This window comes from Kistimonas asteriae (assembly GCF_018263925.1).
GTDB classification, from domain to species: Bacteria; Pseudomonadota; Gammaproteobacteria; order Pseudomonadales; family Endozoicomonadaceae; genus Kistimonas; species Kistimonas asteriae.
Genome location: NZ_JAEVHF010000002.1, coordinates 156,672 through 168,966, shown reverse-complemented (window position 1 = coordinate 168,966; position 12,295 = coordinate 156,672). Strand labels below are relative to the sequence as shown.

The following is a 12,295-nucleotide window of genomic DNA, read 5'->3' as shown; positions in this document are numbered from 1 at the left end:
CAATATTATCGTTTAATTTTCACTAATAGCTTACTGCCGAGCAAAACCGCAAAATCTAGGTGATATATAACTTTCAATGACTTTTCTACAATACGGGCACGTGGCCTTGCCTAACCCATTATTACGTGCCAGATACTCAACAAAACAGCTTTTACAAAAACTCATATCCTCACATGGCATAGCTACTATAACTGCAGAGGCATCTGTGCATATAACACACAAGCGAAGGGCATCAGGATCCTCATCAATCTCGTTATTATTAGTATCTCCCATAGGCTTTGCAGCGTGTTCACCAGGGCACTCATCCACTTCCATCTCCATATTCTCAGCCAAAGTTTCTGAATTTGGCGTATGAGGGAAAGATGAATCATCACCATACGACTGAAAGCTATCAATTGAATCTGATCTACGCCGCAGAGGTGAAAGTAACGCTTCCTCAAAGCACATGTTCAAACCAGAATCTTTACTTGTAGAATGACTCATATGGCTTTTCGCAATAATTTCGTTAAATTCTTTATAGACCTCTATCTTTTTGCACAATTGTCGAATTAATTTACAACTTTTCGAATGAGCAGTCACAAGCATTTCCAGCTTGAAAGTCTCAAGATTAATATGCGGTATCCTACAACCATCAACGAAACAGAGCAGGCTAAGCTCTCTTTGCACCGTATCTTCTGAAGCATAAAACCCATAGCGAACAAACAACTCCCTAAGTTGAGGTGAAACCTTCTCCCATAAACCTGTGAGAGTTCTTATCCTTTGGGGATACAATACCTTAAAAGCGCTAAAAAGCTGAGTGGTAGAGCGCTTCACCTCTTTCGCACATTCATCCAGATCTGTTATCTCGTCATTATTCTCTATGTTTATGCAGCCGGGCTGATGTTTGAGCAGGCATAATTGAAAATAAGGGTCACTCGAATCTGATTTCACACTGTTTAATCTTTCGAGATAACGCTTAACTGAAATCGTATGAGTAGACGGCTGATAGTCAGTGTCTGGCATTTCAGGTGATACCGTTGGCTGACCTGCCATAGGGGACCCTACTACAACCGAAAGTTCCCTTGGCCTGCTGTTCATGCTATCAGTGTTTTGCTGAGAACAAGGTTCTAACAACATGTCAGCATCGGGGTCGACACCAACGACTGGCCTTCCATCAACAACAGAAGGATTTAGTGTATCAGCAGCGCTTGCCATAGCTCCAGACTGTACTGGGAATAGACAACGATTGACACTTTGAAGCCTACTATGCATATCAACATCTCTCCATGAAAAATAAACACTTTATTCCATAATGCGACACCCAATTCACAATAAAGTTCATGATCACGTCGAACTGGCAAGCGTCAATATATCCTACATCTCATAAATACAGTTCTTTCTCAAAACCGATTAATGCATGCGAAATCTTATCAAATTATCTCTTATAATAAACAACGACCGAGTTAGATCTTATATCCTATATGTCACAGTATGAGACTGTGCATTTGATAGCAACACCATTACTAGAGCCACTTTAAATACTCGACGCCATTAATAAACCCACTTAATATAGCTTTGACATTAAAATCAAAAATGACATACATATTTAGATAGCTTTATTCATTTACCTTTCCCTCCCAAACAGCCATTATCAAGCAATAGAGTACGACAACAATGCCAAAGCATTCTTGTCAGAAGAGTAATTACGATTAGCATTCTCTACCCGATAATGTCAGGCATTCTGACAAAGAACCTGTAGGAAAGATAATATCTACAACAGATACTCTATAAAACCTTCTGGAAAAAATAATGTTATAATTATTCTTATTAACTCTAAAAAAATCAAAGAGCCATTCTCATTTATTAAAATAACCAAACACTCTGCCTGCATACGCCATTAATACCTAACCACAAATATACGGCTTAATGAGCATTAAAACCATCATTTCACCAGACAATCCAAGAATCGTCGGATACAACCAAAATTATTATCATGAAAAAAGCTCCATATATTTACGGTTAATAATAAAAAACCTACTGAATTCATTAACAAAAACATCTGTATTAAACCCTGTGAGTTATTTACCCCCTATATTGCCTTCTATGTAACGGGTATTTTCTGATAGGCATAAAAAAGGCGGCCATAAAATGGCCGCCAAAAAATGCGCAATCTTGCGCATCCCCTCAAAAGATGGGTCAGGACGTCACAACATCCAGTTCAGATGTCATGCGGATGTAGTCTCTTGCCAACGGTGTCAGCAGGCTGTCAGGGCCCAGCGTGATGCATGTGAAGCCCTGCTCCAGGCAACGACGCAGATCTCGCTCACCGACAACACGCTGAGTCAGTTCACAGGCTTGCCCGATAACAGATGCGTCAGCCATGCTGACTTCCGCAGGTGGAGCCACCTGGTAAGTCACTTCATTCACCGTAGCCCGCTGAGGCGCCGGTACTTCAGAGACAACCTGTCCGCGCAGGGCAGCCGCCAGGCTATCCAACCCTGTCACCTGCATACCGAACGACAGCAGTTGTGCTTCCTTGTCCTGAAATACCTTGTAGAACGCCGGCTTGGCGGTTTCACGGAAACGGCGATACGCAATGCCTTCTTCCAGGATATGTACGGTTTTGCCCAGCAACAGGGACTCAACCAGCACACAACCTTCACTGCCACGTTCGAGCCCGATTGTCAGTGCCGATAACAAGCTGTTAGGCAAACTGGCAAGAATAATATGATCAAACCCGGCAGCTTCCGGCTGGTCCATATCTGCGGCAAAACTCAGGCAGAAACCCTGCCCCAGTGTTTTGGCAAACGCATCACGGTCAGCGCAGTCACCAACCACCAGCACCGTTTCTTTTTTAACGGTTTCTGTCGTCAGGCTGCCAGAACGTGCCAGCAATTCTTCCAATACGCGCCGGGCGATCAGTTCAACCAGTGCATCCGTGTTCATGCTGCATTTTCCTCAGGCGTCTCAAGCGCTTCCAGCGCGCTGATGGCAATACCCAGCGGGGTCACCAGGAACGGATTTTTCGGCTTATGGGTACGCACGCCGGTCTGCTTTTCCACCACAGCCTCAAAGTCAGGCAGGCAGGTGGTGCCACCGACCAGGTAGATGTCTTCGACGTCGTAGCCCTGGATATGGTCGCGGACAATGGTACCCATTTTTTCAATCACGGGGCGAACAATGGTCACCACATCACGGTGGTTGGCCGGGTTCTTCTTGAACTCTTCCGCTTCTTCAAAGCTGGTCTTGTAGTTACCCGCCAGCACAAGGGACAAATGGGTGCCGCCTGTCGCTTCATCTGCGGTGTAGATCACTTCACCGTCGCGGAAGATGGACAAACCGGTGGTACCACCACCGATATCCACGACAGCACCATTCTGGATGTCCAGCACCCGATTCGCTGCTGTCGGCTCATCCAGCATATTGACAACATCCATGCCCGCACCTTCCACCACGTAGCGGTGGGTCTTGCAGCTGGATTCATCGGAGTTGGACGGCATGGCGATGGCAGCCTTGTCCAGCGTCACGCCCAGGCGCTCTTCCAACTTTTCCTTCAGTTTGCGAACAATATGCAGTGCGCCGACATAATCCACGACCAGTCCGTCTTTCAACACCTGGGCGAATTGCATTTCCGTTGCCAGCGGCTGCCGGTCACGATCCAGCACCACCAGTACGATATACGCAGTACCCAGGTCGACACCGACCACCAGTTCTTCCGGATGGGTCACTTTACCTGTACGGGTCAGGCTTTCTTCGACCGCCTCGATCAGCACATCAGCGTGTTCGGTATTACATTCAGACATGGTCGTTTACCTCCGTTTAAGCGACTAGCTCACCTTGAGCGCCGGACGGCAGGCCAACAGCATTGGCTTCATCGAAATCGATGTGCATGGCCAGATGGAAGCTGTCTTTCACACGAACCAGTACCTTGTGGAACGTCACCGGACGGTCAGTCTCAATTTTCACATCCACTTCCTGCTTGTCCTGCACACCCAGGCGGGCGGCATCGCTGCTGGTCATGTGGATATGGTTGCGGGCAACGATCACGCCCTGCTTCAGCTGCACCATGCCATTATCGGACAACAGGAACAGGCCCGGTGTCGCCGCGGTGTCGCCGGATTCGCGCAACGGTGCATCCACGCCCAACTGACGAGCGTCAGTGCGTGAAACTTCAACCTGGCTGTCCTGACGGGCAGGGCCAAGAACCGCGACATGCTTGAACGAACCCTGGGGACCGATCACGGTCACCCGCTCTTCGCACAGGTACTGACCTGGCTGGGAGAGTTCACGCTTTGGGGTCAGCTTGTGGCCTTCACCGAACAGGGCTTCCACATCTTTTTGGCACAGATGAACGTGACGGGCAGATGCTTCAATCGGGATCAGCTTTTTACCGACATTGGCGTCGGTACAATATTCACCAATCACCTGGTTGATGATCTGTTGCAGTTGGTCTTCACTCAGATTCAGGGCACTGCTGGTATTCATCGTTTCACTCACTTCTCACCTGAACAGGCGCGATCAATCGTCTGACCGCGTCATCCTGATTCAAGCCGTTAATCAATCACCTGTCGGCTCACCGGCTCTGCGGTTGCGCAGGGGCAAACTCACCGGCCCGTTCCCGTACCATCAGCTGGTAACAGTGGCCTGACAGGTGGTGCAGCGCCCGGAGCATGTCCGGACGTTCACACCGCTGGCCCCGTTGATAGGCGTGCACAGCCGTCAATTCCGCTTCACGGATACCGGCACGCAGCCGGTTCAGACTGACGAGGGTTCTGCCCATGCTGTAATGGGGCAGGCCATCCTCGCAGTCGCTTAATGGCGCAGGTTCGCTGTCCTGCGTCCTGAAAACGTCCGGGTCAACGTTTTCACCCGGCACGATGGCGATGGTCAGCTGGCGGACATAGTCCAATACCTTCTGCAGTTCGTCGCACAAGGATTTCCGGCCTGACTCAGCGCAATCCACCTGCATGCAGAGCATGTCAGCCTGCAGGCGGTCAAACTGTTCCTGGAGTGCAATGCGGGGATCGGTCAACAACACAAGACGGTTGTCGCCCAGAACCGCCATGCAGTCCGGTTTTTCGGTGAACATGCCACCGGTGTAATCGCAGATAAAATGGGGTGTCGGTGCTGCGGCGCTATTGTCGCCTTCATCGACGGTTGCCGGTATCAGGGATTCTTCGACAGGCGTTACATCGTCCTGTCCCCGGATAACCAGCGCTATGCCCTTGTCCTGGATAAACTGACGGGCAGACGGGGTGATGATGTCTTTCAGCTCCACCTCAAACGTGGTGAAGGCCGCCTTGCGGTATTCACTGCGAATCCGCGCTTCTGTAACAACACCCATGGAACTTCCTTAGCCTGAACAGCAGACTCTGGCAGAAAGGCCGGACCAGGCCGACCTTTCCAGCGTCAGTTGACGTGTGCCGAATTACTCAGCTTTTGCCTGAGGCAGGATCACTTCAACTTCACCGTGCGGACGTGGGATAACGTGTACGGAGATCAGCTCGCCAACACGCTCAGCGGCAGCAGCACCAGCGTCGGTAGCGGCTTTAACAGCGCCGACGTCACCACGTACCAGTACGGTAACCAGACCGCCACCAACCTGCTCTTTGCCAACCAGAGTAACGTTGGCGGCTTTGACCATGGCGTCAGCAGCTTCGATTGCGCCAACCAGACCCTTGGTTTCGATCATGCCCAGAGCGTTAGAGATAGCCATTTTTAATTCTCCACTTTGTAATCAGAGATGTTTGTTGAGGGTTCGTTAAAGAGACTTCAGTCGTTCAATCACCAGACGGGTGATTGCTTCGATATCAACATTCGCAGTACTGCAGGCCACAGGCTGAGCCTCAGGCTGTGCCAGTGCTTCCGGCTCAATCACGCCGTAAGCCACATACCGCTTGGTAAACAGGTTCATCGGGGTCACGTTATCGGAGGTCGCAGAACCACCGACGCTGCCGCAGCCCAGAGTGAACGCAGGCGCCAGGTTCGTGGTCGCACCCACACCACCGTGGGTGGACGGCGTGTTAACCACCAGACGAGATACCGGCTTCTTCAGGGCAAACTCGCGTACCAGGGCATCGTTCTGTGTGTGGATCGCCAGGGTATGGCCCGCACCTTCAAAGTGCAGCAGTTCCATGCACAGCTCGCAGGCGTCGTGCGCGTCGCTGACACGATAGAAGCCCAGCAGCGGAGACAGTTTTTCCCAGGAGAAGGGATACTTCTTGCCGACGTTGTTACGACCTTGCTCACCCACCAGAACACGGGTAGTGGCAGGTACATCAAGGCCGGCCATACGGGCGATTTCCACCGCAGGCTTGCCAACAATACCGGCGTTCAGGCCGCCACGCTGGTTGACGATGACTTTCTCAACTTTCGCGATTTCCGCTTCGCTGAGGAAGTAACAACCCTGGGCGATCATCTCTGCCTTCACCTGGTCAGCAATAACGTGTTCAGTGACCACGTGCTGCTCAGAGGCGCAGATAGTGCCGTTATCAAAGGTCTTGCTGGTGATAACGTGATGAACCGCTTTCTTGATGTCTGCAGTGCGTTCAATGAACGCAGGCACGTTACCCGGACCAACACCCAGCGCCGGGTTACCGGAACTGTAAGCCGCTTTGACCATGGCGGAACCACCGGTGGCCAGAATGATGCCAGTGCCGGCGTTCTTCATCAGCTCGCTGGTGCCTTCCAGACTGGGAACGCTCATCACGCTGATCAGTTCTTCCGGCGCACCCAGGCTGACCAGGGCTTCGCGCAGAATGCGAACAGTCTCGGTAATGCTCTTCAGCGCCGACGGGTGGGGGCTGAAGATGACGGCGTTACCGGCCTTGATGGAAATGATGGTCTTATAAATCGTAGTGGACGTCGGGTTAGTAGACGGCACCAGACCAGCAACAATACCGAAAGGTACTGCCACTTCCATGACCTTGCGGCTCTGATCGTCAGAGATCATGCCGATGGTCTTCATGTCCCTGATTGAATCCAGCAGAATCTTGCTGGCCAACAGGTTCTTGGTAATCTTGTCCTGAACCTTGCCGAAGCCGGTCTCTTCCACGGCCATTTCCGCCAGACGACGGGCATGGGTCTGGCCGGCGCGCGCCATGGCGTCAACCAGGGCGTCGACCTGAGCTTGGCTGTAGTCGGCCAGCACTTGCTGGGCGGCTGTCGCCTTGCGGATCAGGGTCCGGACTTCCTGTACGGATACGAGGTCTCTATCGAGGAGTTCCAACTTACTTCATCCTCTCGGTGTTTGCGCGCTCATGGTGAGCAACAATGACGCGGATCAGTTCTTCCTTTTTGGCGAACTTGATCTGGTTCTTGCTCATCCCGATATCGGGCATTTGTCGCGCCATGTTTCTCAATTCCACGGTCCGGTGCTGACGCAGGGCGTCGGCAGTCTCGGACTGTGGTTCCTGAACGGCAACGGGGTGTTCCTGTTTGGCCGCTGCTTTCGGTGCCGGTTTCGGTTCCGCCTTTTTCGGCTTTTCAGCCGGGGCGGCCACCACAAACGTTCTGGCAACGGTCACCGTGGTGTCACTTTTGGATTCCACACTGGCCGGCGTCTCAGGCTTGGCCTGAACCACCTTCTTCGGCTCATCCGGCGTGACCGGGGCATCCGGTTCCGGCTGACTGCCATTCGGACCGCCATCCCCATCCGGGTCAGGCTTGTCCAGCAGCGGCGCCAGGTCAGCGGCAGGCCGGGCTATCACGTGGGTGGATACCACACGCCCTACCCGGTCGGCCGCAACCGTGCCGGCCTCAATGGCCGCCTTGGTCGCGCCTACATCGCCACGGATGATAATGGTCACCAGACCACCACCGACCCGCTCGATACCGGACAGGGTGACGTTAGCGGCTTTTAGACAGACATCAGCGGCTTCCACTGCGGCCAGATAACCGACAGTTTCAATAAACCCAGCTGCTTCTTGTCCTTTCATGGCCTACCGCTCCCGTCTTAGAAATGCTTCGGGTTTTCAGCCACGAATTTCACAGCGTCAGCGAAAGCATCGCAGGCTGCCTTACAGGCAGACTGGCTGCCGGTCAGCAGACCACCGCCGAAGTTGGTTTCTGAAGGAGGCTCGAACAGTTCACACAGGGTGACGTCAGCCGCTTTCAGGGCAGCATCCAGGCCATACATCGCTTCCAGGGGAGGAGCAATCAGGTACGCCAGGGGCTCACCTTCCTTGATACCAGCCATGCCGGACAGGAAGGAACCGGTGCGGGAGATGCACTGCGCGTAGTACGCGATAGTGTCGTCTTCGTTCGCACTGTAGAAAGAGAATTCGTTTTCAATGAAGTCGATAGCGACGTTCAGGCCGCTGCGGACTTCCGCCGGGTTAGGACCGGCCAGCATGCCGATGACTTCGCCAGCCAGCTTGGTGTTGGCATTGGCGGCACCGCCGTAGAAGCTCTTGCCCAGGCAGACAGTAACTTCTGCGTTCTTGGTGGCTTCGTCCATGGCGCAGTAGGTTACGTCATCGCAGTCAGAGGTCAGGATACCGACACTCTTCCAGCCCTTGGGCATACCCAGCTTCTCTGCCATCTTGGCATCGACGTTGGGGATCATTTTTACCGCCAGTACGCCGGCGCCTAAGCGATCACCTTTCATGACTCTCTCCGGTATGTTCGGTCGTTAAGGCTGCCGCCTTATTACGACAGCAGCCTTACGTCATTAGTCGTTAGACTCGGAAACCAACACCACTGCACTTCTGCTCCATCATCTTCTTGACGATGTTGGCGATGTGCGCACCGGCTTCGGCAGCAGGGGTGCCGCGACGGTGGATGTTGGAGATCACGGTACGGCCGGCTTCCGGCATACCTACCTTGCCTTCATAGGTGATATAGGCACCCATGGATTCGCCAGTGGCCAGTCCGGGACGTTCACCGACCAGCTCGACAGTCACCTTGCTGCCGACGATCTCGGTGATGTGGTCCATGGAACCGACACGACCAAACTTGACGAATACGGGGTTACCCACGCTCATGCCGTAACCTTCCAGACCCTGCTTCAGTGCCGGCAGGATGTTCTTCAGGTTGGCGGTAATCGCGGTGGAAGACAGGCCGTCAGCAATGACGATCTGTACGTCGACGCCCTTACGGCATTCGGCGTTAACCTTCGCGGCACCTTCTTCGTTCAGCTTGCGGCCCAGGTCAGGACGGGTAACGTAGATGTCCTTGTCTTCACAGCAGGACTGCACGGCTACCAGGCCCATCTCGACGACAAACTCTTCCGGTACTTCGTTGAACACGGAGTCGATGGCGACGGCGTGGTCAGCACGGAAGCGCAGCATGGTTTCGGTCTTGTAACGGGGACCCGCACGACCGATACCCAGACGAGCCGGTGTCTTCGCCTTCAGCTTTTTATATTCCGCTTCGTTCTCGGCATTCTCGATGTCGAAGAAGTCGGACATTTCAATCGCAGTGATGTCTTTCAGTTCGCTGTCGGCGACATCATCCACCTGGCTGGCCAAGGATACCGCTTGTGCGACGGCAGACTTCTGACCGTCGTCAACATTAATTTCCTTGAGGACCTTGCCGATCAGGTCTTTCAGTTCATTTTCAGAGATCATCGATAGCCACCCGTTACTTCAGAAAAATAGAAGCGTCGCCGGCACGCTCTGTCAGACGGCCGTCTTCCATGATGCCCATGCGTTCACACCAGGCTTCAAATTCCGGAATCGGACGCTTGTCGAAGATGTCGCGCATAGTGGCCACGTCGTGGTAACCGCTGGTCTGGTACATCAGCATGATGTCGTCGCCGGCCGGGATACCCATGAAGTAGGTACAGCCCGCGGCAGTCAGCAGGGTCATCAACGCTTCGTTGTCGTTCTGGTCAGTCTTCATGTGGTTGGTGTAACAAACGTCAACACCCATTGGCAGGCCGTGCAGCTTGCCCATGAAGTGGTCTTCCAGACCCGCACGAATCACCTGCTTACCGTCGTACAGGTACTCAGGACCGATGAAACCAACAACCGTGTTCACCAGGAACGGGTTGTAGTGACGGGCGAAACCGTAGCAACGAGCTTCCATGGTCACCTGGTCAGCACCGTGGTGCGCATCAGAAGACAGCTCGGAACCTTGACCGGTTTCGAAGTACAGGACGTTCGGGCCAGTACAGGTGCCCTGCTTGAGCATCATGTCACGGGCTTCCGCCAGGTGACCGGCGTTGAAACCGAACGCTTCGTTACCCTTCTGGGAACCGGCGATGGACTGGAAGATCATGTCGGCCGGTGCGCCGCGCTCAACCGCTTCCATCTGAGACAGAACGTGTGCCAGTACGCAGTTCTGGGTCGGGATTTCAAAGCGCTGTTTGATTTCCTCGAACTGGTGCAGGCAGCGGTAAATGCTGTCTGTGCTGTCATCTACGGGGTTCAGACCGATAACCGCGTCACCGATACCGTAGGACAGACCTTCCAACGTGGAGATACGGATACCTTCAACGTCGTCAGTCGTGTGGTTGGGCTGCAGACGCGCGGCCAGGGTACCCCTGCGACCGATCGTCGTGTTACAGGTCGCCAGCACTTCAATCTTGTTGGCAACGTAGATCAGGTCCGCATTGGTCATCAGTTTGGCGACCGCGGCGATCATCTCGGAGGTCAGGCCGCGGCTGACACGACGGATGTCGTCACTACGGGTGCTGTACTGCAGCAGCCACTCGCGCAGCTCGGCTACAGTCCAGTTCTTGATCTCGTCATAGATGCGTTCGTTAACGTCATCCTGAATGATACGGGTGACTTCGTCACTCTCGTAGGGCACAACCGGGTTGTTGCGCAGATCGGACAGCAGCATGCGGGACAATACGTCCTTGGCCGCGACCATCTCGGTAATGGATTCGGCAGCTAAGCCTGCCAGAATGTCGCCAGAGCGTTTCTCGTTGGCCTTGGCGAGCACTTCCTTGATGCTGGAAAAGGCATAAACCTTTCCAAACAGCTTGGTCTTGAGAAGCATTTGTGAGCCTTTGCCTGGGGTAAAGGAAATTTAACGCTGCGAAGAGTACTCAAATGCGTCAACCGGATTGTTGATGTGCATCAGCAGCGACCCCGGCTTGGCGATTGAGCTAGGTCAATGGTTTGGTGGTTGTGTCAAAGCGTCGGAATACCATTGTTTTTCATCAAAACCAGTGCTGTCATTTCATTGATCTCAGTCACAGGGAGTCAGACTCAATGTTTGCACAAGCTCCAATGCTTTTTGCGCTAAATACCTGGCTAAAGGATTTCACCTGTAGAAATTCTTGTGGATGGGGAAGCAGTGATACCTGGAGCCAGAACGTGCTCCCCGCCCCTTAGAATGACAAGACTCCCCCTATTTATTACTAACTCAGAAAACAACATTGCCGCTTGTTGTTTCAGATGCAGCCAGTGTATCGTCGTGAACACGCCCTACTACCATGTCGTAAACTTCCTGAACTTGATCTTTATTAATTCGCCCAAGCAAAATTAATGCTTTTATAAATAGGGATAGTTTAGGATATTCCATATTTACAGACCAAACCTGGATAACATGCGCAAAAGAAATATTTTTTCTTTTCAAAAAACTTTCATCAAAAGGGTTACCACCTTCAAACGTCGATGTATGTGCAGTTATAAGTGCATGCTTTACTAAAGCTTCGATATCCGGCTTCTTAATTGTTTGATCAAGCAAACGGTAAATCCTAGGGTGTAGATTACATATCTTCTCACCTTGCACCTCATCAAACTTATCCCAATCCCAATATTCAGGACTTATCTTTGCCTGAGTAGAATCATCAGATTTCTCAGATTCCATAGAAACGGCTTCTTCTTTTTTTTCATCGTCAAACAATTCCTTCCGCCCTACCTCTAAATCATCAAACTTTCCTCCAAAATGATGCCGCAGTCTTTCATCCACAATCTTTTCCACTTTCCTATCAAGACTTTCATCTATTTCATCGACCTGTGTCGCAACTGTTATATGCTCCATACTTCTCACGTTTTCATCCTGCACTATCTCCACATTCAATCGGTGATATCTAGCAGGAAGATTTGCCTGAGTGCCCACTGACCTTTTCTCTATAGAGCTTGATCGATCAAAAAACGCAGGCGATCCTGAACTTTTTACTGATGTAGCCATAAAGCCTCCTAAAACACTAAATTAAAAAATTATATCTCTCGGTATCGCTGATATAGGCAAAAACAATAATGAATTAATTTCATGTGAAATCTTATAACCGATATGTTGTCTACATTGCTAAACAATGGATATTCCTATGAAATACAGCCCCTCATTCATAAAACGATAAAGCATTATATTAAGCAAAATGACCTGACATTATGTTATTGCATGGGGCTCTCAGATTACT

General features: G+C 51.8%; 12 protein-coding genes. All 12 read right to left on the bottom strand.

The features are described 5' to 3' along the window. Window positions 1–30: 30 nt before the first annotated feature. The 12 genes from KHS78_RS03025 to KHS78_RS02970 all read right to left on the bottom strand — a co-directional run bounded on the left by KHS78_RS03025 (window position 31) and on the right by KHS78_RS02970 (window position 12,066). The gene (locus KHS78_RS03025) at window positions 31–1,194 is read right to left on the bottom strand and encodes an RING finger protein (protein ID WP_211825002.1); all 1,164 of its coding nucleotides are present in this window, start codon (window positions 1,192–1,194) and stop codon (window positions 31–33) included. Window positions 1,195–2,175: 981 nt separating this feature from the next. Next, complete coding sequence (locus tag KHS78_RS03020; protein ID WP_211825000.1) at window positions 2,176–2,925, bottom strand: hypothetical protein; 750 nt, start codon at window positions 2,923–2,925, stop codon at window positions 2,176–2,178. Then, a complete protein-coding gene (gene eutJ / locus KHS78_RS03015) occupies window positions 2,922–3,782 on the bottom strand; it encodes an ethanolamine utilization protein EutJ (protein ID WP_211824998.1) in 861 nt (286 codons plus the stop codon). Before eutJ ends, KHS78_RS03020 begins: the two co-directional genes overlap by 4 nt. Window positions 3,783–3,798: 16 nt before the next feature. Next, a complete protein-coding gene (gene pduL, locus KHS78_RS03010; RefSeq protein WP_211824996.1) occupies window positions 3,799–4,464 on the bottom strand; it encodes a phosphate propanoyltransferase in 666 nt (221 codons plus the stop codon). 88 nt (window positions 4,465–4,552) lie between these two features. Continuing rightward, a complete protein-coding gene (locus KHS78_RS03005; protein WP_211824993.1) occupies window positions 4,553–5,323 on the bottom strand; it encodes a hypothetical protein in 771 nt (256 codons plus the stop codon). A gap of 84 nt (window positions 5,324–5,407) precedes the next feature. Then, window positions 5,408–5,695, bottom strand: a complete 288-nt coding sequence (eutM, locus tag KHS78_RS03000; protein ID WP_211824991.1) for an ethanolamine utilization microcompartment protein EutM — start codon at window positions 5,693–5,695, stop codon at window positions 5,408–5,410. A 45-nt stretch (window positions 5,696–5,740) separates the two neighbouring features. Further along, window positions 5,741–7,207 carry an acetaldehyde dehydrogenase (acetylating) gene (locus KHS78_RS02995; RefSeq protein ID WP_211824989.1) on the bottom strand — a complete coding sequence of 489 codons (1,467 nt, stop codon included), beginning with the start codon at window positions 7,205–7,207 and terminating at the stop codon, window positions 5,741–5,743. Between the two features lies 1 nt (window position 7,208). Beyond that, a complete protein-coding gene (locus KHS78_RS22625; protein ID WP_211824987.1) occupies window positions 7,209–7,916 on the bottom strand; it encodes a BMC domain-containing protein in 708 nt (235 codons plus the stop codon). Between the two features lie 17 nt (window positions 7,917–7,933). After that, a complete protein-coding gene (gene eutL, locus KHS78_RS02985; protein ID WP_211824986.1) occupies window positions 7,934–8,587 on the bottom strand; it encodes an ethanolamine utilization microcompartment protein EutL in 654 nt (217 codons plus the stop codon). 70 nt (window positions 8,588–8,657) lie between these two features. Next, entirely contained in the window at window positions 8,658–9,548 is an 891-nt protein-coding gene (gene eutC, locus KHS78_RS02980; RefSeq protein ID WP_211824984.1) for an ethanolamine ammonia-lyase subunit EutC, read from the bottom strand. Window positions 9,549–9,561: 13 nt separating this feature from the next. Continuing rightward, window positions 9,562–10,926 (bottom strand): ethanolamine ammonia-lyase subunit EutB, encoded by a 1,365-nt coding sequence (locus KHS78_RS02975; protein ID WP_211824982.1) that lies wholly within the window; start codon window positions 10,924–10,926, stop codon window positions 9,562–9,564. Between the two features lie 369 nt (window positions 10,927–11,295). Next, the gene (locus KHS78_RS02970; RefSeq protein WP_211824980.1) at window positions 11,296–12,066 is read right to left on the bottom strand and encodes a hypothetical protein; all 771 of its coding nucleotides are present in this window, start codon (window positions 12,064–12,066) and stop codon (window positions 11,296–11,298) included. Window positions 12,067–12,295 lie beyond the last annotated feature (229 nt).

Bases quoted from the DNA above. Each gene is read 5' to 3' on its own strand.
- eutL (WP_211824986.1), bottom strand. From the start codon at position 8,587: ATGAAAGGTGATCGCTTAGGCGCCGGCGTACTGGCGGTAAAAATGATC.
- KHS78_RS03005 (WP_211824993.1), bottom strand. From the start codon at position 5,323: ATGGGTGTTGTTACAGAAGCGCGGATTCGCAGTGAATACCGCAAGGCG.
- eutC (WP_211824984.1), bottom strand. From the start codon at position 9,548: ATGATCTCTGAAAATGAACTGAAAGACCTGATCGGCAAGGTCCTCAAG.
- eutJ (WP_211824998.1), bottom strand. From the start codon at position 3,782: ATGTCTGAATGTAATACCGAACACGCTGATGTGCTGATCGAGGCGGTC.
- KHS78_RS03025 (WP_211825002.1), bottom strand. From the start codon at position 1,194: ATGGCAAGCGCTGCTGATACACTAAATCCTTCTGTTGTTGATGGAAGG.
- KHS78_RS02975 (WP_211824982.1), bottom strand. From the start codon at position 10,926: ATGCTTCTCAAGACCAAGCTGTTTGGAAAGGTTTATGCCTTTTCCAGC.
- KHS78_RS02970 (WP_211824980.1), bottom strand. From the start codon at position 12,066: ATGGCTACATCAGTAAAAAGTTCAGGATCGCCTGCGTTTTTTGATCGA.
- pduL (WP_211824996.1), bottom strand. From the start codon at position 4,464: ATGAATACCAGCAGTGCCCTGAATCTGAGTGAAGACCAACTGCAACAG.
- eutM (WP_211824991.1), bottom strand. From the start codon at position 5,695: ATGGCTATCTCTAACGCTCTGGGCATGATCGAAACCAAGGGTCTGGTT.
- KHS78_RS22625 (WP_211824987.1), bottom strand. From the start codon at position 7,916: ATGAAAGGACAAGAAGCAGCTGGGTTTATTGAAACTGTCGGTTATCTG.
- KHS78_RS03020 (WP_211825000.1), bottom strand. From the start codon at position 2,925: ATGAACACGGATGCACTGGTTGAACTGATCGCCCGGCGCGTATTGGAA.